Below are 22,565 nucleotides of genomic sequence, written 5' to 3'. Positions count from 1 at the left end.
GGGTCAGTGCAACTTCTCCATCGTAGCCAGCGGACGCGTCGGCGCCCCTCCTCCCGGGGGAGAAGGGGCACCGCTTGATCGAGCTGTGATCAGCCGAGCATCGCCTTCGCCTTGGCGGCGACCGCGTCCGCGGTCACCCCGTACTTCTCGAAGATGACGCCCGCGGCCGCGGACTGGCCGAACTGGTCGACGCCGACGGCCTCGGTGTTGGCCCCGAGCAGGTCCTTCCAGCCGACCGTGACGCCGGCCTCGACGACGACCTTCGGCGCGTCGGCGGGCAGCACCTCCTCGCGGTAGGCGTCGTCCTCGCGCTGGAACCACTCCACGCAGGGCATCGAGACGACGCGGGCGGGGATGCCCTCGGCCTCGAGCTTCTCGGCGGCCGCGACGGCGACCTCGAGCTCGGAGCCGGTGCCCACGACGACGACCTTCGGGGCGCCCGAGGCGTCCTTGAGGGTGTAGCCGCCGCGGGTCACGCCGGACGCGGGCGCGAAGCCGGAGCCCTCGGAGCGGTCCAGCGTCGTCATGTTCTGGCGCGACAGGATGAGCGCGGCCGGACGATCCCACACGTTGAGGATCTGCGCCCAGGCCTGGGCCACCTCGTTGGCGTCGCCGGGGCGCACCACGTCGATGCCGGGCATGAGCCGCAGGCTCATGATCTGCTCCACCGGCTGGTGGGTGGGGCCGTCCTCGCCGACGCCGATCGAGTCGTGCGTCCACACGAAGGTGGTGGGGACGTGCGACAGGGCGGCGAGGCGGGGCGTGGTCCGCATGTAGTCGGAGAACACCAGGAACGTGCCGCCGTAGACGCGGCTGAGCCCGTCCATCGAGATCGCGTTCATGATGTTGCCCATGGCGTGCTCGCGGATGCCGAAGTGCAGCGTGCGGCCGCCGGGGGCGCCGGTGAACTCGTGGCTGCTGCGCTCGGCCGGGATGAACGAGTCGACCCCCGCCATCGTGGTGTTGTTCGAGCCGGCCAGGTCGGCCGAGCCGCCCCACAGCTCCGGGGTGGCGGTCGCCAGGGCGGCGAGCACCTTGCCGGACGCGGCGCGGGTCGCCATCGAGCCGGGCTCGAAGACGGGCAGGTCGCCGATCAGGTCGGACGGGGCCTGCTTGGCCAGGACGCGGTCGAGCAGTTCGGCCCGCTCCGGGTTGGCCTCGCGCCACGACGCGAACCGCGGGTCCCACTGCGCGTGCGCGGCCTTGGCGCGCTCGGCGGCGTTCTCGCGGGTGAACGCGACGACCGACTCCTCGATGGCGAACGGCTCGTCGGTGAAGCCGAGCTCCTTCTTCAGCGCGGTGATCTCGTCGCCACCGAGCTTGGAGCCGTGGACGCTGTGGTCGCCGGCCTTGTTGGGCAGCGGCCAGCCGATGACCGTGGTGACCTTGATGAACGAGGGGCGGTCGGTGACGGCCTTGGCCGCCTCCACCGCGTCGTAGAGGTCCTTGACCTTCTCCTCGTAGCTGGTGAAGCCGTTGGTGAAGTCGACGTGCTGGACGTGCCAGCCGTAGGCGGCGTAGCGGGCCTCGACGTCCTCGGAGAACGCGATCTTGGTGTCGCCCTCGATCGAGATCCGGTTGTCGTCGTAGAACAGGATCAGGTTGCCCAGCTCCTGGGTCGCCGCGAGCGAGGAGGCCTCGCCGGAGACGCCCTCCTGCATGCAGCCGTCGCCGGCGATGCAGTAGACGTAGTGGTCGAACACCGAGGTGCCCGGCGCCGAGGTCGGGTCGTACAGCTCGCGGCTGTGGCGCGCCGACATCGCGAAGCCGACCGCGTTGGCGACGCCCGCGCCCAGGGGGCCGGTGGTCGCCTCGATGCCGGCGGTGTGGCCGAACTCGGGGTGGCCGGGGGTCTTCGAGCCCCAGGTGCGCAGCGACTCGATGTCGGACAGTTCGAGCCCGAAGCCGGCGAGGTAGAGCTGGTTGTACTGCAGGATCGACGCGTGACCCGCGGACAGCACGAAGCGGTCGCGGCCGAGCCAGCGGGGCTCGGCGGGGTCGACGGTCATGATCTTCTGGTAGAGCAGGTACGCCAGCGGCGCCAGCGAGATGGCGGTTCCGGGGTGGCCGTTGCCGACCTTCTCCACGGCGTCCGCCGCCAGCACGCGCGCGGTGTCGACCGCGCGGCGATCCTGGTCGGTCCAGGTGAAATCAGTCATGGATGCCCTTCCTCATATCGTCGGTCAGCGGCCCTTCGGGCGCGGCACCTCTGCGTCAAGGCTAGGCCACGCCCGCGGGCATCGCGTCGGGTTGCCCTGCTTTCGGGACGGCGTCCTAGCCCGCGTCCAGCGCGAGGCCGCGCTGTTCCGGGAGCCGCAACGCGGCCGCCGCGGCAAGGATGAACGCCACGCCGAACACCCCGAAGACCAGCCCGGAACCGCCCGCCCCGAGCATCACCGGGACCAGCAGGGGCGCGATGATGGAGGCGATCCGGCCGAACGCGGCCGCCGCCCCGGTGCCCGTGCCGCGGATCGTCGTGGGGTACAGCTCCGGCCCGACGGCGTACAGCGCACCCCAGGCGCCGAGGTTGAAGAACGACAGCAGGCAGCCCGCGAGCAGGATGGTCATCTCGGTGTTCGCGAACCCGAAGCCGACGGCCGCCAGGGCCGACCCGGCCAGGAACGTGGCCAGCGTGAGGCGGCGTCCCCACACCTCGATCAGCCAGGCGGCGACGGCGTAGCCCGGGATCTGGGCCAGCGTGATGATGAGGGTGAACTCGAAGCTCTTCACCAGGGGGAAGCCGCGTCCCACCAGCAGGCTCGGGATCCAGATGAACGCGCCGTAGTAGGACAGGTTGATGCAGAACCACACCGTCCACAGGGCGAGGGTGCGGCCCCGCAGCGCCGGGCTCCAGATCGACACCGTGCCGGCCGTCCGCTCCGGGACCACGTTCGGGCTCTCGGCGGGCAGCACCCCGGCTGCGTCCTCGAAGCGGCGCACGGACGCCTCGGCCTCGTCGAAGCGGCCCTTGCTCTCGGAGAACCGCACCGACTCGGGCAGCCCGAACCGCACCACGAGCGCGTACAGGGTGGGCACGAGCCCCACGGCGAGCGCCCAGCGCCAGCCATCCGGGCTGGAGGGCACCAGCAGGTAGCCCAGCAGGGCGGCGAGGATCCAGCCCAGCGCCCAGAACGCCTCCAGCGCGACCACGACGCGGCCGCGGATCCGCTTGGGCGCGAACTCGCTGACCAGCGTGGACGCCACGGGCAGTTCGGCGCCCAGGCCCAGCCCGACGACGAACCGCAGCGCGATGAGTGCGGCCACGGAGCCGACCAGGGCGGACGCCCCGGTCGCGAGCCCGTAGACCAGCAGGGTGAGCGCGAAGACCTGGCGGCGTCCGAGCCGGTCGGCCAGCAGCCCGCCGAGGCTGGCGCCGATGGCCATGCCGACGAAGCCGATCGAGCCGATGACGCTGAGCGTGCCCGGGTCCAGCTTCCAGGAGATGGCCAGCGCCGCCATGACGAACGAGATCAGGCCGACGTCCATGGCGTCCAGGGCCCAGCCGACCCCCGAGCCGACCAGGAGGCGGGTGTGCTGCCGGGTGAACGGCAGGCGGTCAAGGCGCTGTGCGCGGGTGAGCTTCTCCCCCATGTCCGCGCACCCTACGGCGCCCCGGCGGTGAGGCCCATGACCGCTTCCTCCGTGGGACGCGCCGATGGCTCCTCGGGGCCGGCTTGCGGGCGGGTGGGGCACCGAGGCGCAGGTGCAGGACCCCTCCCCGGAGCCTCAGGCGAAGCGCTGCATGAAGGCGGCGAAGTGCGGCACCGCCACCGAGCCGTGCTCGACCTCGGGGTGCCAGCCCTTCTCCCACTCGAAGTGCGCGTAGCCGTCGTAGCCGCCGTCGCTCAGGACGCGCCAGATGTCGTCGATCGGCGCCGCGCCCTCACCCATCAGGGCGATGTCGAAGCCGTCGGCGGTGGCGACGCGGGAGTCCTTGACGTGCACGTGGCGGACGCGCTCGCCCAGGTCGCGCCAGGTGTCGGCGGGGTCCTCGCCGTGCCGGAACGTGTGCAGGGTGTCCCACAGCAGCCCGAGCTTGTCGGAGGCGCCGCGCGCGTACAGGTCGAGGATGCTCGCCGAGGTCGAGAAGCTGTCGTGGGTCTCCAGCAGCAGCTGGACGCCGCGGGCGTCGGCGATCTCGGCGAGCTCGGACAGGCCGGTCGCGATGGCGTCGAGGGTCTCCTCGCGGGGCTGCCCGTCCGGGATCGGGCCGCCGAACGCGCGGAGGTAGCGGGCGCCCAGCCCGGCCGCGATGTCGGCCCAGCGGGCGGCGCGGTCGCGCTGCTCCTGCCGCTCGGCCTCGTCCAGCGAGCACATCCGCAGGCTGGTGTCGATGATGACCACGTCCAGCCCGGCGTCCTCGAAGCGGGCACGCGTGGCGGCGAGCGCGTCGGGCGCGAACTCGGGCTGCTCGTCGAAGTCGGTGCTGCCCTGCAGGAACCTCAGTTCGATCCCCCGCAGCCCGCTGCGGGTGGCCAGGTCGATGACCTGGTCGACGGTGTAGTCGGGGCAGCCGATGGTGCTGAAGCCGAGCTGGATCATGGGGAACGGAACCTCCGGTGGTCGTCGTCGAGAGCGTGGTTCCGAGCCAGCCTTCCACGTCCGGAGTGGCCGTGGGCGTCCGGTCTCACAGGTTGCCACGGCCCAGCCGGCGGTGCGCCGGAGGGCCCCGCGGGTTGCACCGCTCAGCCGCGCGGACGCCGGAACACCGCCAGGGTGCGGCCGGCGATGGCCGCGGCGCCGTCGTCGACGCGGGCGCGCCGCACGACCGGGTCCGCGCCGCGCGCCTGGATCGGGTGGAGCTCCCAGCCGTTGCCCACGGCCGGCGGCAGCGGCTGGTGCACCGACCAGGGCAGGGCGTTCGCGACCACGAGCAGGGCCGCCGCGTCCGGGTCGACGGGGACGCCGCGGGAATCGTCCAGCAGCATCAGGATGACGCCGGGGCGCTGCGCCCAGGTGCCCGAGGCCGGGAAGGACACCTTGTCGGCGATGTTCGCCGCGGACCCCAGCCGGAACAGCCGGCTCGACGCGCGCAGCCGTAGCAGGTCCAGCGCCCGTTCGTGCACCGAGCGGACGAGCGCCCCGCCGGGGCGCAGCGCCGGGTCGGCGAGCAGGGGGCCGGCGATCCCCCAGGCGGCCCGGTTGTCCCCGGCCTGCGGCAGGCCGCGGCCGAAGCCGTGGTCGGCGCCCGTCACGTCGAAGAGGTTGAACCAGTCGCCGGAGTCGTAGCTGTTGCGGTCCAGCGACTTGCTGCGCAGCAGGTCGACCCCGGCGTGCCACAGCACCGGGTTCTGGCCCAGCGTGGCGACGCCGAGGGCGAGCAGGTGGGCGCGGGCGCGCTGCTCGGGGTCGGTGTCGGTCGGCAGCTTGTACGCGAGGGCGTCGTACAGGGTCTCGTTGTCGTGGGCGTCCACGTAGTTGAGCGCCTCGTCCGGCTGGGCCGCGTATCCGGCTGGGCGTCCGGGCTCGTAGCCGATCTCGTCGCCGCGGGTCATCCGGCCAGTGCGCGCCGAGCGGAACGCGACGTCGCGCAGGGTGCCGGCCAGCCCGACCTGGACGACGTCGGTCGCGGCCAGCAGCCGTTGTGCCTGCTCGTCGGCGCCGCCGTTGATCGCGGCGCCGTTGGGCGCGCCGGCCAGCCCGGACGCCCAGCCCTGCCTGCGCGGGTCGGCGTCGAACGGCGCCCCGCCGCGGACGGCGTCGCGCAGCCGGTCGGAAAAGGTGGCGATGCCGGTGCCGTCGAGCTGGCCCTGGGTGGCCTGCACGAAGCGGGCGTTGCCGGCCACCTCCCCGAAGTCCCAGCCCTCGCCGTGCAGCGTGACGCCGCGGCCGTCGACTCCGTCGCGCTCGGGGTGAGGGCGTCCAGCGCGGCCCGGACGCCGAGCATCACGTCGCGGCCGTGGTGGCCCATCAGGTCGAACCGGAAGCCGTCGATCCGGTAGTGGCGGGCCCAGTGCACCGCGGCGTCGGTGACGAGCCGGGCCGCCATCCGTCGCTCGGTGGCGACCGACGGCCCGGCGGTCGAGGTGGCGACCCGGCCGTCGAGGGCGCGGCGGTGGTAGTAGCCGGGGACGATCTTGTCGAGCACGGACGCCGGCTGCTGCCCGGCGTCGCGGGTGTGGTTGAACACGACGTCGAGCACCACGCGCAGGCCGAGCTCGTGCAGCGCTCCGACCGCGCCGCGGAGCTCGGCGATCCGGCGCCCACCGTCGAGCGCCGCCGACGTCGCGTACGAGCCCTCCGGCGCCAGGAAGTGCCAGGGGTCGTAGCCCCAGTTGAACGGCGAACCCGGCCGGTGTGCGGCGAGCCGCTGCTGCTCGGCGGAGTCCGGGGGCGCGGCGCGCAGCGCGGCCGGATCGGGCTGGACCCAGGCGTCGCGGCGCTCGGGCACCGACGCGAAGTCGTGGACGGGCAGCAACTGCACCGAGGTGAGGCCGGCCTGCGCGAGGCGGCGCAGGTGCGCGCGGCCGCGGCCCTCGACGCCGAACGCGGCGTACGTGCCGCGCAGGTCGGCGGGCACGGTGACGTCGTCGCGGCTGAAGTCCCGCACGTGCAGTTCGTAGGACACCTGGTCGACCGGGTGCACCAACGGCGGGCTCGGCGCCGCGAGCCAGCGCGGGTCGGCCCAGCGGGCGTCGGACGGGTCGACCAGCACCGCGGCGGCCGAGTCCGCGGTGAGGGCGAGCGCGTACGGGTCGGTGACCCGGTTCTTCACCACCCGGTCGAAGGCCGGCGCGTACACCGTCACCGCGTACAGGTAGCGGGCGTCGGCCCAGCCGGGCGAGCCGACGACGCTCCAGGTGCCGTCGGGGTGGCGGCTCGCGGGGACGCGCAGCGGGTCGCCTGAGACCTCGCCGCTCCTTGGCGCGGCCGGCGCGCCGGAGTCGTGCTCCGCCGGGGGCCCGGCGGGCCACACGAGGATGTCCACGGCCCGGGCGGTCGGCGCCCAGAGCCGCAGGGTCGGGACGCCGTCCTCCCAGCTCACGCCGGGCGCGTCCGGGTCGGGGTACAGGGCGTCGAGCAGCGGCGCGGTCTGGACGCCGGTGGCGGCGACGACCGCCCCGCGGGGGTCGCGTCCGAGGAGGGCCAACTGCCCGGCCGCGAGCGCGGCGGCGTCCACGTCGGCGGGGAGGACCAGCGCCGCCGCGCCGGCCAGGTGCGGGTGCTCGGCGACGGCGTCCGGGGGTGGGGGCCGGGCACGGGCGTCAGCGGGATCTGGGTCCAGGGCACCGGCTCGCGGCGCCCCGGGTCGATGCCGCCGTCCCCGCTCGCGTGCAGCGTCCACTCGGCGGCCGCGGCGGGGGCGTCCGGGAGGAGGATCAGCGTGGGGGCGGCCCAGACGGCCGCGCACACCTCCGGATCCAGGCGCACCATGGCGGCCACCCTACGACGGCCGCGGCGCGGTGCTCAGCAGGCCGGGGCGGCGTAGCGCCCTTCGGTCTCAGGAGGCCAGGGCGGCGTAGCGCCCTTCGGCGGCGAGCAGGTCGTCGTGGGTCCCACGCTCGACGACCCGGCCGTGCTCCAGGACGATGATCTCGTCGGCGTCGCGCACGGTGCTGAGGCGGTGGGCGATCGTGAGCGTGGTGCGGCCCGCGGCGAGGGCGTCCAGGGCGGCCTGGAAGTCGCGCTCGGTCTCGGTGTCCAGGGCGCTGGTGGCCTCGTCGAGCACGAGGACGCGCGGGTCGGCGAGCAGTGTCCGGGCCACGGCGACGCGCTGCCGCTCGCCGCCGGAGAAGCGGTGGCCGCGCGCGCCGACGACGGTGTCCAGCCCCGCGGGCAGGTCGCGGACGGTGTCGGCGACCTGGGCGACCTCGAGGGCGCGCCACAGCTCGGCGTCGTCGGCGTCCGGCTTGGCCTGCAGGAGGTTGTCGCGGACGCTGGCGTGGGCGAGGTAGGTGTCCTGGCTGACCACGCCGATCGCGTGCGCGAGGTCGGAGCCGGCCAGGTCGCGCAGGTCGACCCCGTCGAGGGTCACGCGTCCGGACGTGGGGTCGGCCAGCCGCACCAGGAGCGCGGCGAGGGTGGACTTGCCCGAGCCGGTCTCCCCCACCACGGCCACCGAGCGGCCCGGCGTGAGGTCGAGGTCGATGTCGGACAGCACGTCCACGTCCCCGTCGGGGTAGCGGTAGGACACGTCGTCGAACCGGACGTGGCCGCGCACCGTCCCGGGGTCCAGCGGCACGGGGTGCGTGGGCTCCGGCACGTCGATCGGGAGGTCGAGGTAGCCGAAGATCCGGCTGAGCAGCGCCATGGAGGAGATCCACTGGGCGCCCATGTTCAGCAGCCCGAGGATGGGCCGGAAGATCTGCGACTGCAGCGCCGTGAACGCGACCACGGTGCCGATCGTCAGCTGCCCGGTCAGCGCCGGGAAGCCGGCGGCGAGGTAGATCAGGGCGGGGATGGTCGCGAAGATGATCTGCATGGTGGCCATGCGCCACCGGCCGGCGAGCTGGCTGCGGATCTCGAGGTCCACCAGCGTGGCGGACGTGCTGTCGAACGCGTCGATGCGGGCGTCGGAGGCCCCGAGGGTCTTGGTGAGCATCGCGCCGTTGACGCTGAGCGCCTCGTCGACCTGCGCGTGCAGGTCGGCCATCGTCTGCTGCCGTTGCGCGGTGATGTCGCGCCGGATGAGGGCGACGCGGCGGGTGAGGATGATGGCCGGGGGCAGGACGATGAGGCTGAGCAGGCTGAGCCGCCAGTCGAGGATCGCCATCGCGACGGCCGTGCCGATCGCGGTGGTGACGTTGGAGGCCACCGACGTGGCGGTGGTGGTGATCACCGACTGCAGGCCGGCGATGTCGTTGATGAGGCGCGACTGGATCTCGCCGCCGCGCGTGCGCTTGAAGAAGGCCATCGACTGCCGCTGCAGGTGCGCGAACACGTCCGAGCGGAGCCGGCTCATCACCTTCTGGCCCATGGTGGTGGCCAGCCAGGTCTGCACGACGCCGAGGACGCCGGTCGCGGCCGCGACCGCGACCATGCCGGCGACGGCCGCGATCAGCAGCCGGGTGTCGCCATGGGGCAGGGCGTCATCGATGACGCTGCGCAGCAGGAACGGCTGCGCGAGGCCCACCACGGAGGCCGCGATGACCGTCACGATGACGATCGTCAGCGGGCCCAGGTGGGGGCGGAACAGTGCGAGGACGCGCTCCGGGGAGACCGGCGATTCGGCCAACTGGGCGCGGTCACGGGGGTCGATGCGGGACGGGCCGCGCATCTCAGGGGGTCCCATGCTCATGCGTTCCCCTTTCGTTGATATGCTGAGGTTACCTCACTATCAACCACGGAGGGCCCGTGAGTATTCCCGAGACCGCAGTGTCCGAGACGTCCGAGTTGGCCGACCTGATCCTGCGCGCCGCCCGCCGACTGCGCGCCGCCAACGCCGACGCCCTCGAGGGACTCCCCCTCAACCCGCACCAGGCGCACGCCCTGCGCGCCATCCACCGCCTCGAGCCGGCCCGCCCCTCCGAGATCGCCGGACGCCTCCGCGTCGCCCGGGGATCCGCCACCGAGGTGATCGACGCGCTGGTGGCGGGCGGCTGGGTGGCCCGCACCCCCGACCCGACGGACGGCCGCGCCACCCTGCTGTCGCTCACGGCGTCCGGGAACGACCTGCTGACCCAGGTGGCGGCCGCGCGCGAGCGCGGCGCGCAGCGCGTCCTGGGCGCGATGCCCCCGAGGACCTCACCGCCGCCCACGACGCCCTGGCCCGCCTGTCGGCCACCCTCGGCCCGCCTCCCCGCTGACGCCCCCACCCACGCCGGCGTCCCGCCGCCTTCGCGACGGGACGAACCACCCCTACGTCCGGCACCCCGCCCCGCGGCAAGACGCCCGCGCCCGCGACAAGAGGCCCGCGCTCGCGACAGGACGCCCCCGTTTCCGACAAGCCGCCCGCATTTGCGACGAGACGCCCGCGTTTGCGCCGAGACGCCCGCGCTTGCGCCAGTTGCCCCCGCAGGAACGCGGGCAACTGCCGCAAACGGGGGCGACTTCACCGGAGAACCCCGAAGGTCCATCGGCCGTGGCAACCGTGCGCCCGCGTTTTTGACCAGCCGGACGCCCCTGCTAGATTGAGAATCGTTCTCAATAACGACAGGAGACTGCCCATGCGCGTCACCCGCGCCGCCCTCCCCGCGGTCATCGCTTCGCTCGCCCTGGTCACCACCGCCTGCGCGGGCGCCCCGGCCGCGCCCGGGACGGCCCCCGCCTCCCCCGCGGGCACGCCCAGCCAGACCGCCGCGGACGCCCCCATCGCCATCGCCACCACCACGCAGTGGGGTTCGGTCCTGGGCGACATCGCCCAGTGCGCCGGCGCCACCTCCGCGACCCTGATGGGCCCCGGCGACGACCCCCACGAGTTCTCGGTGTCCTCCTCCGAGGTGGCCGCCCTGGTGAAGACCAAGCTGGTCGTCGCCAACGGGCTGGGCCTGGAGGAGGGTCTGCAGACCACCCTCGCCAACGCCAAGGGCGACGGCGCCAACGTCTTCGAGGTCGGCCCCGAGCTCGACCCCCTCCCCTTCGCCGAGGAGGACCACGACCACGAGGGCGAGGCGGGCCACGATCACGAGCACGAGGGCGAGGGCCACGAGGGCCACGACCACGGCCCCCTCGACCCGCACGTCCACATGGACGCCTCCCGCATGGCCCGCGGCGCCGCCCTCATCGGCGACCGCCTGACCGAGGCCACCGGCGACACGAAGTTCAGCGACTGCGGCCAGAAGGTGCAGCAGGACCTCGTGAAGGTCGACAACGAGGTCCGCGACATCCTCGCCCCCATCCCGGCCGACCGCCGCGTCCTGGTCACCGACCACGACGCCTACGGCTACTTCGCGCAGGCCTACGACTTCAAGGTCGCCGGCGTCGTCATCCCCGGCGGCGGCACCGACGCGGAGCCGAGCTCCGCCGAGCTGGCCGCCCTGGTCAACACCATCAAGACCGATGGCGTCCACGCGATCTTCAGCAACAACACGGTCAACCCCCGCCTGGTGGACGCCGTCGCGAAGGAAGCCGGCACCCAGATCAGCGTCGTGGAACTCTACGAGGGCTCGGTCGGCCCCGCCGGTTCCGGCGCCGACACCTATCAGGGCATGATGCTCACCGACGCGCACCGCGTCGCTGACGCTTTGAAGCAGTAGAGGACCTTCGTGGACTGGTGGACCGAGCCCTTCATGCTGGGCTTTCAACAACGCGCGCTGATCGGCGGCCTGATCGCCGCAGCGACGTGCTCGATCGTCGGGGTGTGGCTCGTGCTGCGCGGCATGAGCTTCTTCGGGGACGCCTTCGTGCACGGCGTCCTTCCCGGCATCGCGGCGGGCGTGATCTTCGGCTTCAGCCCCTACCTGGGGGCGGCCGTCGCGGCGCTCGTGATGGTGGGCGGCATCGAGCTCATCCACCGGCAGACCTCCCTGAAGGAGGACACCGCGATCGGGTTGTTGTTCGTCGGCATGATGGCGCTCGGCGTCGCGCTGATCTCCAAGTCGCACACCTACACCGGTTCGCTCACCTCCATCCTGTTCGGCGACATCTTCGGGGTCGACCAGCCGACCCTGACCTCGATGGCGATCCTCGGCTCGATCGTCGTCGCGGGCTCGCTGATCCTCTACCGGCCGCTGCTGGCGCTGTCGTTCTCGCCGGCCAAGGCCGACACGCTCGGCATGAGCCCGCGGTTCACCCACGCCGCGCTGCTCGTCCTCATCGCGACCGCCGTCATCGGCAGCTTCCAGGCGGTCGGGACGCTGCTGGTCTTCGGCCTGCTCGTCGGCCCGCCCGCGACGGCGGCGTTGCTGGCCCGCACCGTCCCGCAGATGTTCGGGCTGTCGGTCGTGCTGGCCGCATTCGCCGTGTGGCTCGGCCTGACCCTCAGCTACCACTGGGGCACCGCCGGCTCGGCGACCATGGCGCTCGTTGCCATCGTGGTCTTCTTCGCGGTGCTCGCCGTCACCCGGCTCACGCAGACGCTGCGGGGCGCGACCCCCCGGGCGGTGACCGCATGAGCGAGACACTGTTCGCGCGGGCGTCCGGCCTGACCCTGGGCTACGGCCACCAGGTGGCGCTCGCGGCGTCCGACTTCACCATCCCGCACCAGGCGGTGACCGCGATCATCGGGCCCAACGGGTCCGGCAAGTCGACGCTGCTCAACGCGCTGGCGGGCATCATCAAGCCGCTGTCGGGCGAGCTGAGCGTCCTCGACGGCCCACCCGGACGCCGCGGCACCACCTCCTACGTCATGCAGTCCCTCACCTTCCCCGCCGGGACGCCGATCACGGTCCGCGAGGCGGTCGCGATGGGGCTGTACCCATCGCTGGGGTGGTTCCGCCGCCCCAGCGCCCGGGACCGCAAGCGGGTGGCCTGGGCGATGGACCGCGTCCGGGTCACCGACCTGGCCAAGCGCCACCTGGACGAGCTGTCCGGCGGGCAGCGCCAGCGCGTCTACGTGGCCCAGGGCATCACGCAGGAGCACCAGGTGCTGCTGCTGGACGAGCCCCTGACCGGCCTCGACCTGGTCTCGATGCGCACCATCGACGAGATCATCCACTCCGAGCGGGAGCACGGCCACGGCGTCGTCCTGACCACCCACGACCTCGACGAGGCCCGCGCCGCGGACTGGGTGCTCCTGACGTCGGGGCGCGTGCTCGCCGCCGGCCCCCTGCGGCGGTGCTGACCCGCGCCAACCTCGAGGCCGCCTACGGCCTGGGATCGCTGCACGAGTCCGGCCAGGATTTCCTCGACGACCCCGGCTGCGAGGACGAACCCTTCGACCACGACCACACCCGGCACTCGCACCCGCACTGACGGACGCCCGGACGCCGGACCATGCCGCCGGGGTAGGGGCGACCATCCCGGGGGCTGATGGATCGGGCCCGGCCCGCTCCTAGGCTTGCCGTGTGAGCATCTCGACGACGTCCCCCAACGCCCCGGCCCGGCCTCAGCTGCGCCCGAGCGAGCCGGCCTTCTGGTTCCCGCGACCGACCGACCTGGCCTTCTTCCTGGTCGTGACGTTCTTCTGCTTCGCCGACAGCTACCTCGGCTCCACCGTGATCGGGCTCTACTGGCTGGGCATGGCCGTGCCGATGCTGTGGCGACTCAAGTTCCCCGACCTGGTGGCGCTGGTGATCATCCCCGCCCACCTGATCCAGCTGGTGTTCAACTTCGGCCCCACCCCGGCCAACGTCGTCGTGCCGATCATGCTCTACACCGTCGCCGCCTACGGGCGCGAGCGGTGGCGCAGCGCCTGGCTGTTCGTCGGCATCGGGGCCGCCCTGCTGGCGGCCATCGGCTGGAACGCGTTCAACTCCGGCGGTAGCCGCGAGGCGGCGATGTCCATCGTCACGTCCTTCGCCGGCATGGCGTCCCTCGTCGCCGCCTCCTGGGCGATCGGGACCGCCGTCCGCTCCCGGACGCTCGCCAGCGAGTCGCAGCGGCACGCCTTCGCGGTCGAGCAGACCCAGCACCAGCAGGCCGTGATCCTGGCCGCCACCCAGGAGCGGCAGCGGCTCGCCCGCGAGATGCACGACGTGGTCGCCCACAGCCTCGCGGTGATCGTCGTGCAGGCCGACGGCGGCGCCTACGCCGCGGGGATGGAGACCCTTCCCCCCGAGCAGCGGCTCGCCACCGCCGAGAAGGCCCTGCAGACCATCCGCACCACCGCGCAGGAGTCCCTGGTCGAGACCCGACGCCTCGTGGGCGTCCTGCGGGAGGGCCAGGACGTGGAGCTCGCGCCCGCGGCGTCCCTCAGCGACATGCAGGGCCTGGTCGACGGCCTGACCGCGGCCGGGCGCGACGTCCGGCTCGAGGTCAGCGGCGACGTCGGCCTGCGCCGCCTGCTCAGCCCCGCGATGGAACTGGCGATCTTCCGCATCGTGCAGGAGGGCCTGACCAACGCCGTCAAGCACGCGGGCGACGACGCGTCGGTGCGCGTCCGCATCCACCACGCGCCCGCCGGGGTGTCGGTGCAGGTGCGCGACAACGGCCGCGGCGCCGGGATGAGCGACGGGCTGGGGCACGGGCTGGTGGGCATGCGCGAGCGCGTCGCGGCGTTCGGTGGCAGCATGAACGCACGCAACCACATCACCGGGGGCTTCGTGATCGAGGCCTTCCTGCCCACCACCACAGGAGCCGCCGCATGACCGATCCCATCCGCCTGATCCTGGCCGACGACCAGGAGCTCGTGCGCCTGGGATTCCGGATGGTGCTGGACGCCCAACCGGACATGACCGTCGTCACCGAGGTCGGCAACGGCGCGGACGCCGTCCGCGCGGCCGCCGGCCCCACCGGCTGCGACGTCGTCCTCATGGACATCCGCATGCCGATCATGGACGGCGTCGAGGCCACCCGCCGCATCGTCGAGTCCGGCTCCCCGGTGAAGGTGCTGGTGCTCACCACCTTCGACCTGGACGAGTACGTCTACGCCGCCCTGCAGGCCGGCGCCTCCGGCTTCCTGCTCAAGGACGCCGGCCCCGCCGAACTGCTGGCCGGCATCCGCGCGGTGCACAGCGGCGAGGCCGTCGTGGCCCCCACCGCGACCCGGCGGCTGCTGGAGCGCTTCGTGCCCCTCATGCCGGCCGAGGGCGGCTCGGGCGCGGCCGAGCGGCTCGACGACCTCACCGAGCGGGAGCGCGAGGTGCTGACCCTGGTCGCCCAGGGGCTGACCAACACCGAGATCGCGGGCACGCTGTTCCTCGCCGAGGCGACGGTGAAGACCCACATCGGCCACATCCTGGCCAAGCTGGCGATCCGCGACCGCGTCGGGCTCGTGGTGCTCGCCTACGACGCGGGCCTGGTGCGCCCCCAGCCCTGACGGCTCACACCACGCGCAAAGGCCGCCCGGCACACCCGGGCGGCCTTTGCGCGTCTCTGCGGACGCGAGGCGGACCGGAGGAACGGGCGGTCGCCCCTCACCCCCTGGGTGGAGGCCGTCCGCCCACAGGCGGGGACGCGTCGATCCGGGGGACCGATGGCGCCACGGCCGCGCGCGGACAGACTGGGAGAAACCGTCGACGAAAGGACGTCCCACCATGCCCATCGCCCCCCCTGCCGTCCGCGCGGAAGGGCTCAGCAAGGTCTACGGCTCCGGCGACACCGCCGTCACCGCCCTGGACACCGTGAGCACCCAGCTGGACGCCGGCGAGTTCACCGCCATCATGGGGCCCTCGGGCAGCGGGAAGTCGACGCTGCTGCACCTGCTGGCCGGACTCGACACCGCCACCGGCGGCCGCGCCTGGGTCGGCGATGCCGAGCTCACCGGGCTGGACGACAAGCGCCTCACCCGCGTGCGGCGCGACCGCATCGGGTTCGTGTTCCAGTCGTTCAACCTCGTTCCCACCCTGGACGCCCGCGAGAACATCGTGCTCCCCCAGAAGCTGGCGGGGCGCCGCACGGACGCCGCGTGGTTCGACGAGGTCGTCGGCAGCCTCGGCCTTACCGACCGGCTCACGCACCGCCCCTCCGAGCTCTCCGGCGGACAGCAGCAGCGGGTCGCGGTGGCGCGCGCGCTGGTGATGCGCCCGACGGTGATCTTCGCCGACGAGCCGACCGGGTCGCTGGACTCCCAGTCCGGCGCCGACGTCCTCGGCGTGCTGCGCCGCAGCGTGGACGACTTCGGCCAGACCGTCGTCATGGTCACCCACGACGCCGCCGCGGCGTCCGGCTGCGACCGGATCATCCGGCTCGCCGACGGCCGCATCGTGGCCGACGAGCGGCGGTGACGCGGATGCTGCGCGAACCACGCCGCCTGATCTCCTCCAGCCTCGCGATCCTGCTGGGGGTCGCTTTCACGTGCGCGACGCTGCTGCTGGGCGGCTCCCTGTCGAGGTCCTACGCCGACCAGGTCGCCGGACGCGCGGGCGACGCGGCCGTCGTCGTCGACGGCACCCGGAGCGCCGGTCTACCCACCGACGTCCCCGCCGCCATCGCGGCGGTGCCGGGCGTCACCGCGACCAGGCCCCTGGTCAGCGGCAGCCAGGTGTACGGCTCGCCGCAGTTCTACCTCATGGTCGAGACCCTGCCGGCCCAGGGCGGCACCCACCCGATCGAGGGCCGGATGCCCGCGGCGCCCGGCGAGGTGGTGATCAACGAGGCGATGGCCAAGACCGGCAAGGTCGGGGTCGGCGCGACGCTGACGTGGGCGGACGCCCCGGCGTCCACGGTGGTCGGGATCGTCAAGGTGGCCTCGGACGCCTCCGCCTCGCCCGGCCAGCCGCTGCTGCTCGGCCCCAACGAGACCATCCTGCCCCTGGTCGGCGACTTCTACGCCCAGGTGATGGTCGCCGGCACCGGCGACCCGCAGGCGCTCGCCGACGCGATCGCCGCGGTGCCGCAGGTCAAGGCGGCCGAGGCCCGCACCGTCACGGCGGCCACCTGGATCGCCGACCTCGTCGAGGACTTCACCGTCGGCACCCAGATCGTCACCGCGGTCCTGCTGACGTTCGGCGTCATCGCCTTCTTCGTCGCCGCCCTGGTGATCAGCAACACCTTCGCGATCCTCGTCGCCCAGCGGACCCGGCAGCTGGCGCTGCTGCGCTGCCTGGGCGCCTCCCGCGGCCAGACGTTCCGCCAGGTGATCGGCGAGGCCGCGCTCACCGCCGCCGTCGCGGGCGTGCTCGGCCTCGGCGTCGGCGTCGGGCTGACGGCCCTGCTGCCGGTGTTCGCCCCCGACATGTTCTCCGCCGCGACCGTGGTGCCGGATCCCGTGTCGCTCGTCGTGCCGTGGCTGGCCGGCATCGCCGTCACCGTGCTGGCCGCGATCGTGCCGGCGCGCGCCGCCACCCGGGTCGCGCCGCTGGCGGCGCTGCGCCCGACCCTCGAGGCCCGCTCGGGGCGCCCGATCGGCGCCACGCGCACCGTCATCGGGGCGCTCGCCCTGCTGGCGGGCGCGGCCCTGCTGGCCTACGGCGGCGTCCGGCACGAACTCCCGTTCGGGCTGGCCGGCGGCGTCGTCAGCTTCACCGGCGTCCTGCTGCTGGCCCCGTGGTGGATCCCGGCGATGGCGCGGCTGCTCGGCACCCCGTTCCGGGGCACCGTGGTGGGCCGCCTCGCGGCCGAGAACACCCGCCGCAACCCGCGCCGCGCGGCGGCCACCGCGGGCGCCCTGCTCATCGGCACGACCCTGGTCACCATGGTGCTGACGGGCTCGTCGGTCGCCCAGGCGACCATCGACGAGGCCAACGCCCGGCGCTACCCCGCCGAGGTGATGATCGCCGGAACCCTGACCCCCGACGTCGCGGACAAGGTGCGCGCCGTCGAGGGCGTGGCCGCGGCCCGTCAGGTCCCGACGTTCACCACCGGCATCGAGGGCGGCACCAAGCCCGACTTCGCGTCGGTGCTCGGCGTGACCGACCAGGACGTGGCGGCCCTCGGCTGGTCCGGGCTGAGCGGGCTGCGGGACGACGAGGTCGCGCTGGACGCCGGCAACGGCATCACCCAGGGCTCCCGGCTGCGGCTGGTCGCCGCGGACGAATCCCGCGTCGACGTCGTGGCCCGGATCGTCCCGCAGGCCACGCTGACCGCCGTCACCCCCGCGCTGCTCAAGCGGCTCGCGCCCGAGGCGACCGAGGTGCTGCTGGTCAAGCTCTCCCCCGGCGCGGACGCCTCGGCGACGCTGGGCGCCCTCGGCACCGCGCTGGCCGATCACCCCGGCCTGGAGGTCGCCTCCGCCCAGGGCGAGAAGGAGATGCTGGCGAGCGTGTTCAACACCCTCCTGCTCGTGGTGCTGGCGCTGCTGGCCGTCTCGGTGCTCATCTCCCTGGTGGGGGTCGGCAACACCCTGGGGCTGTCGGTCCTGGAGCGCGGCCGCGAGACCGCGCTGCTGAGGGCGCTCGGTCTGGATCGGGCGGCCGTGGGCCGGATGTTGGGCGGCGAGGCGCTGCTGCTGGCGGCGGTCGCCGCCGTCTCCGGGATCGCCCTGGGCATCGCCTACGGCCTCGCCGGCGTCGGCGCGCTGCTGGTGATCGACATGCCGATCGTGGTCCGGCTGCCCTGGCTGCAGCTCGCGCTGGTCGCCGCCCTGACGCTCGGCTGCGCGTGGCTCGCCTCCATGCTGCCCGCGCGGCGCGCGGCGGCCGTCCCGCCCGCGGCGGCGCTGGCGCAGGAGTGAGGCCGCGCCCCGGCACAATGGGGCGCATGATCATCGCTGCCGCCGACGGCTCCTCCCTGTCCAACCCCGGGCCCGCAGGCTGGGCCTGGTTCGTGGACGGGGAGAGCTGGCGGGCGGGCGGCTGGCCGCACGGCACCAACAACATGGGCGAACTCAAGGCGGTGCTGGACCTGCTGGAGCAGACCGCCGACGACCCCGACGACCTGCTGATCCTGTGCGACTCCCAGTACGTCATCAACTCGGTCACCAAGTGGATGCCCGGCTGGAAGCGCAAGGGCTGGAAGAAGGCCGACGGCAAGCCGGTCCAGAACGTCGACCTGTTGCAGGCGATCGACGCCGCCCTGCCGGGGCGACGCGTGACGTTCGAGTGGGTGAAGGGTCACGCCGGGCACGAGCTCAACGAGGCCGCCGACGTGCGCGCGCGGGCGGCGGCGACCGCCTACCAGCAGCGGCGTCCGGTGGACGCCGGCCCGGGCTACCGCGGATCGAGCGTCGGGGCGCCCCCCGAGCCCGAGGCCCCCGCGCCCGCCGCCCCGGCCCCCGAACCGGACCTGTTCACCGACGCCGAGGACGCCGCCGAGCACCCCGTGATCGAGCACCAGCGCCGCTGGCTGTCGGACGCCCTCCGCTCGGACGCCACGGCCGCCGCCGAACTCCTGCACCCCCGGTTCACCGGCGTCGACGGCCGCGGCGTCTCCTCCGGCAAGGGCAGGACGCTGGCCTCGCTCGCCCCGCTGCCCGAGCCGGTGAGCGTCGAGGTGGACGGCCTGGACGAGCTGGCGCCCTGGGTGATGCTGCTGCGCTGGCACGCCCGCAGCCGCAGCGCCGTCAGCGCCCGGTCCTCGATCTGGGTCAAGCAGGGTGAGGCCTGGCGGCTGCGCTACGAGCAGGCCACCCCGACCGTCCGCTGACGCCCGGGCCGGCCGACGGGCCTACCAGCGCCCACGGCGTCCACGGGTGGGGGTCGCACGCTGGAACCGCCCCCGCGCGGGCGGCGGTCTCCCTAGGGTGAGGCCATGTCCGAGACCCTGCAGGTGTCCACGTCCGGCGGCGCGAGCCACGACCTCCCCATCACCGACGGCACGATCCGCGCCACCGACCTGAAGAAGGTCCCCACCGCGGCCGGCCCGCTGGCCACCTACGACCCCGGCTTCATGAACACCGCCGCCTGCCGCAGCGCGATCACGTTCATCGACGGCGACGAGGGCATCCTGGAGTACCGCGGCTACCCCATCGACCAGCTCGCGGCGCGCGCGTCTCACCTCGAGGTGGCCTACCTGCTGCTCTACGGCGAACTGCCCACCGCCGCCCAGCTGGAGGGCTGGGAGAAGCAGGTCAACACCCACCGCCTCGTGCACGAGAACGTCCGCGACCTCATCGACGCGTTCCGCTACGACGCCCACCCGATGGCCAAGCTGATGGCCGGCGTGGCGTCCATGCAGACCTTCTACCCCAGCTCGCGGCGCATCGACGACCCCGAGGCCCGCGAGCTCAACATGATCCGGCTGCTGGGCAAGATCCCGACCATGGCCGCCTGGGCGTACCGGCACTCGATCGGCCGGCACTTCGTGTACCCCAACGACGAGCTCGGCTACGTGGACAACTTCCTGGCGATGCTGTTCCAGAGCCAGCAGCGCGTCTACCGCGCCGACCCGCGGGTCTCACGCGCCCTGGAGGTGCTGTTCATCCTGCACGCGGACCACGAGCAGAACTGCTCCACCAACGCGGTGCGTGCCGTGGCGTCGGCCGGCAACGACGTCTTCACCTCGGCGGGTGCCGGCATCGGCGCGCTGTTCGGGCCGCTGCACGGCGGCGCGAACGAGGCGGTGCTGGCGATGCTGCGCGGTATCGGCAGCGTCGACCGGGTACCCGAGTTCATCGAGGGCGTGAAGGCCGGACGCGCGAAGCTGATGGGCTTCGGCCACCGCGTCTACAAGAACTACGACCCGCGGGCGCGCATCATCAAGAAGGCCTGCGACGACGTCTTCGAGGTGACCGGCGTGAACCCGCTGCTCTCGATCGCGCAGGAGCTGGAGCGGATCGCGCTCGAGGACGAGTACTTCGTCACGCGCCGGCTCTACCCCAACGTCGACTTCTACTCGGGCCTCATCTACGAGGCGCTGCGGTTCCCGCCGGAGATGTTCACCGTGCTGTTCGCCGTGCCGCGCACCGCCGGCTGGTGCGCGCAGTGGCTGGAGGGCGTCACGGACCCGGAGCAGAAGATCATGCGCCCCCGGCAGATCTACACCGGCCCGCGCGAGCGGGACTTCGTGCCGATGGCGCAGCGCTGAGGGGATCCCTCAGTCGTAGGCGGCGTCCAGGAACTCGCCGTCGGGCTGGCCGTCCGGCCCGACGGGGACGCCGTGCAGGTAGGGCGCGTCCATGACGGGCGCGCCCGCGAACCGCAGGGCCACGAGCGTCCGGCGGATGAGCGCCTCGACCGCGTCGGCGTCGCGGGCCTCGACGAGATCGAGCAGGCGGGTGTGCGGCTGCAGCGTCGGCGCGAGGACGCCGCACTCCAGCGCGTCCCGCAGGCCGTCGTAGGGCGTCCGGACGCGCAGGTCGGCGACCAGCCGGGCGATTTCGGCGTTGGGGTGCAGCGACAGCAGCGAGGAGACCAGGGCGTCCTCGGCGCGCCGGAAGGCGGTGAAGTCGCGGTCGGAGACGGTTTCGGCGACCCGCTGCTCCTGCTGCCGCAGCGTGATGAGGTCGGCGGGGCGGACGTGCACCGCGGCGCAGCGCACGGCGGCCGGCTCCAGCATGCCGCGGACCTCCAGGACGTCCGAGCCGCGGAACTCCTGCTCGGTGCACACCCGCACTGTGGCCTCGTCGACCCGTTCGAGGTAGCCGTCGCGCCCCAACTCCATCAGGATCTCGAGCGCGGTGTCGGCGTCGGTGTCGAGCGACTCGGCCACGCGGGCGATCGGAAGGGGGGCGTCGGTTGCCAACGAACCCTCGGCGATGAGCATCCGCAGCCGGGCCACTTTCTCAGCCGCCGGGCGCGGCAGTGCCTCGACGAACGCGGCGCTGACGTGCATCGATGCCTCCCTTGGACTCGTGCCGAACGATAGGTGCCGCCAACAGACCTCCGCAGGGGTTGCCAGAAAGTTGCACGATTCGCCGACCCCTGCTCGGTAGGGTGCCCCGGTGGGTGGAGGCGTGGTGTATTCCGGGGTCGTCGCGGTCGTGGTCGGGCTGCTGGCGGCCGTCGCGCTCTTCGTCCCGTTCGTCGCGATCAGTTACCGGCGCCGGGGCGGGCTGAGCGGGGGCCGGGTGCTGGCTTGGCTGGCCGCGCTGGTCTACTTCTGGGCGATCTGGACCTACACGCTCCTGCCGCTGCCCTCCTCCGACAGCTACCGCTGCATGGGCGTCAGCCTGGACCCCCTCGGCTTCATCCCCGAGGTGCGCGACGCCCTGGCCGCCGGTGGCAACCCGCTGCGGAACCGCGCGGTGCAGCAACTGGTCCTCAACGTCGCCCTGTTCACCCCGCTCGGCTTCTTCGTCCGCGTCCTGGGCGGCCGCGGGCTGCCCACCGCACTGGCGGCCGGGCTCGGGGTGTCGGCGCTGGTGGAGTTCACCCAGCTCACCGGGGTGTGGGGCCTCTACCCGTGCCCCTACCGCGTCTTCGACGTGGTCGACCTGGAGACCAACACGCTCGGCGCGGCGCTCGGATCGCTGGCCGCGCTCGCCCTGCCGGGTACGTGGCGGCGCGGCGGCGTCCGGCCGGACGCCGACCTGCCGCGCCCGGTGACGCGCGGCCGCCGCTGGCTGGCGATGCTGTGCGACGTCCTGGGATCCTCCCTCGTCGGCTGGACGGCCGCCGTCGCGGTCAACCTCGTCCTGTTCTACGTACTGGGCGACCCGGCCGCGGTGGACGCCGGCACCTGGAGCCTGGCCGTCGGGACTGCGGCGCCCGTGACGATCTGGCTCGCCGTGACCTGGGCGACCGGCCGCTCGGTGGGCGACCTCGCCGTCCAACTCCGCTACCGCGGCGGCGCGCAGCCCGAGGCCCTCGCCCGGACGATGCGCGCCCTGGGGGGCGTGGTCGGCTTCGTGTTGCTCGGCCTGCTGCCCGGCGGCACCGCGCAGCTTCTCTTCGGGGCGCTGGCGGTGCTCACCGTTCCGCTCACCGCGGCGGGACGGGGGCTCCCCGGGCTGCTCAGCGGGCGGCGGTTGACGGATGCTCGCGAGCCGGCCTGACGGCCGCGTCCGTGGACAAGCTGTGCACAACAGGGGGACGCGATGTGCATGAGTCCCCCGGCGCGGTGGACGACACGCGGATGCCTGTGGAACCGGCGTCTTCTTCTTGCGGCGCGCCGAAGCACGAGGGTAAACAGGTGGGGCACGTCGCTCGCGGCGTGGCATGGCTCGAACGATTAGGCCGTCGTCGGACGCTGGTCCGGCGCACCACCTTGGTGACGTGGGTGGAGGCCCTTCACTCGGGTCATGGGCTGGAATCGTCACGCCATCTCCG

At 73.4% G+C, this 22,565-nt stretch carries 19 protein-coding genes; 12 read left to right on the top strand and 7 right to left on the bottom strand.

All coding sequences use genetic code 11. The annotated features are described in order from the left end of the window. Positions 1-89: 89 nt before the first annotated feature. The 6 genes from tkt to G7070_RS11770 form a co-directional block, all read right to left on the bottom strand. Entirely contained in the window at positions 90-2,159 is a 2,070-nt protein-coding gene (gene tkt, locus G7070_RS11795) for a transketolase (RefSeq protein ID WP_166233909.1), read from the bottom strand. Between the two features lie 115 nt (positions 2,160-2,274). Continuing rightward, positions 2,275-3,591, bottom strand: coding sequence for an MFS transporter (locus G7070_RS11790; protein WP_166233908.1), 1,317 nt, complete (start codon positions 3,589-3,591; stop codon positions 2,275-2,277). Between the two features lie 135 nt (positions 3,592-3,726). Continuing rightward, positions 3,727-4,542 carry a sugar phosphate isomerase/epimerase family protein gene (locus G7070_RS11785; RefSeq protein WP_166233907.1) on the bottom strand — a complete coding sequence of 272 codons (816 nt, stop codon included), beginning with the start codon at positions 4,540-4,542 and terminating at the stop codon, positions 3,727-3,729. Positions 4,543-4,685: 143 nt separating this feature from the next. After that, a complete protein-coding gene (locus G7070_RS11780; protein ID WP_166233906.1) occupies positions 4,686-5,495 on the bottom strand; it encodes an alpha-1,6-glucosidase domain-containing protein in 810 nt (269 codons plus the stop codon). Continuing rightward, positions 5,492-7,285, bottom strand: coding sequence for a hypothetical protein (locus tag G7070_RS11775; protein WP_166233905.1), 1,794 nt, complete (start codon positions 7,283-7,285; stop codon positions 5,492-5,494). Before G7070_RS11775 ends, G7070_RS11780 begins: the two co-directional genes overlap by 4 nt. Before the next feature lie 156 nt (positions 7,286-7,441). After that, entirely contained in the window at positions 7,442-9,238 is a 1,797-nt protein-coding gene (locus G7070_RS11770) for an ABC transporter ATP-binding protein (RefSeq protein ID WP_206079757.1), read from the bottom strand. Positions 9,239-9,294: 56 nt separating this feature from the next. Between G7070_RS11770 and G7070_RS19940 the strand changes: the two genes are divergently transcribed. The 11 genes from G7070_RS19940 (at position 9,295) to G7070_RS11720 (ending at position 20,382) form a co-directional block, all read left to right on the top strand. Further along, the gene (locus G7070_RS19940) at positions 9,295-10,074 is read left to right on the top strand and encodes a MarR family winged helix-turn-helix transcriptional regulator (RefSeq protein ID WP_166233904.1); all 780 of its coding nucleotides are present in this window, start codon (positions 9,295-9,297) and stop codon (positions 10,072-10,074) included. A 32-nt stretch (positions 10,075-10,106) separates the two neighbouring features. Next, positions 10,107-11,135 (top strand): metal ABC transporter substrate-binding protein, encoded by a 1,029-nt coding sequence (locus G7070_RS11760; protein WP_166233903.1) that lies wholly within the window; start codon positions 10,107-10,109, stop codon positions 11,133-11,135. A 9-nt stretch (positions 11,136-11,144) separates the two neighbouring features. After that, entirely contained in the window at positions 11,145-11,993 is an 849-nt protein-coding gene (locus tag G7070_RS11755) for a metal ABC transporter permease (protein WP_166233902.1), read from the top strand. Further along, the gene (locus G7070_RS11750) at positions 11,990-12,661 is read left to right on the top strand and encodes a metal ABC transporter ATP-binding protein (RefSeq protein WP_206079756.1); all 672 of its coding nucleotides are present in this window, start codon (positions 11,990-11,992) and stop codon (positions 12,659-12,661) included. The genes G7070_RS11755 and G7070_RS11750 overlap by 4 nt, the downstream gene beginning before the upstream one ends. After that, a complete protein-coding gene (locus G7070_RS17890) occupies positions 12,655-12,792 on the top strand; it encodes a hypothetical protein (protein ID WP_206079755.1) in 138 nt (45 codons plus the stop codon). The genes G7070_RS11750 and G7070_RS17890 overlap by 7 nt, the downstream gene beginning before the upstream one ends. A 92-nt stretch (positions 12,793-12,884) precedes the next feature. Next, the gene (locus G7070_RS11745) at positions 12,885-14,126 is read left to right on the top strand and encodes a sensor histidine kinase (RefSeq protein ID WP_166233901.1); all 1,242 of its coding nucleotides are present in this window, start codon (positions 12,885-12,887) and stop codon (positions 14,124-14,126) included. Next, positions 14,123-14,797: a response regulator gene (locus tag G7070_RS11740; RefSeq protein WP_166233900.1), complete on the top strand. Its 675-nt coding sequence runs from the start codon at positions 14,123-14,125 to the stop codon at positions 14,795-14,797. The genes G7070_RS11745 and G7070_RS11740 overlap by 4 nt, the downstream gene beginning before the upstream one ends. Positions 14,798-15,014: 217 nt before the next feature. Continuing rightward, the gene (locus G7070_RS11735; protein ID WP_166233899.1) at positions 15,015-15,704 is read left to right on the top strand and encodes an ABC transporter ATP-binding protein; all 690 of its coding nucleotides are present in this window, start codon (positions 15,015-15,017) and stop codon (positions 15,702-15,704) included. 5 nt (positions 15,705-15,709) lie between these two features. Further along, positions 15,710-18,091, top strand: a complete 2,382-nt coding sequence (locus tag G7070_RS11730) for an FtsX-like permease family protein (protein WP_166233898.1) — start codon at positions 15,710-15,712, stop codon at positions 18,089-18,091. Between the two features lie 26 nt (positions 18,092-18,117). Beyond that, positions 18,118-19,002 carry a ribonuclease HI family protein gene (locus G7070_RS11725; RefSeq protein ID WP_166233897.1) on the top strand — a complete coding sequence of 295 codons (885 nt, stop codon included), beginning with the start codon at positions 18,118-18,120 and terminating at the stop codon, positions 19,000-19,002. A 105-nt stretch (positions 19,003-19,107) separates the two neighbouring features. Further along, on the top strand, positions 19,108-20,382 hold the full coding sequence (locus G7070_RS11720) for a citrate synthase (protein WP_166233896.1): 1,275 nt from the start codon (positions 19,108-19,110) through the stop codon (positions 20,380-20,382). A gap of 9 nt (positions 20,383-20,391) precedes the next feature. Here the strand turns inward: G7070_RS11720 and G7070_RS11715 are convergent, their stop codons facing one another. Continuing rightward, positions 20,392-21,129, bottom strand: a complete 738-nt coding sequence (locus G7070_RS11715; protein ID WP_166233895.1) for a GntR family transcriptional regulator — start codon at positions 21,127-21,129, stop codon at positions 20,392-20,394. A gap of 121 nt (positions 21,130-21,250) precedes the next feature. Here G7070_RS11715 and G7070_RS11710 point away from each other — a divergent pair, with 121 nt between their 5' ends. Further along, positions 21,251-22,291, top strand: coding sequence for a VanZ family protein (locus tag G7070_RS11710; RefSeq protein ID WP_206079754.1), 1,041 nt, complete (start codon positions 21,251-21,253; stop codon positions 22,289-22,291). Positions 22,292-22,565: the final 274 nt, after the last annotated feature.

Source organism: Propioniciclava coleopterorum (assembly GCF_011393335.1).
Lineage (GTDB): Bacteria > Actinomycetota > Actinomycetes > Propionibacteriales > Propionibacteriaceae > Propioniciclava > Propioniciclava coleopterorum.
This window is presented reverse-complemented; position numbering and strand designations above follow the sequence as displayed.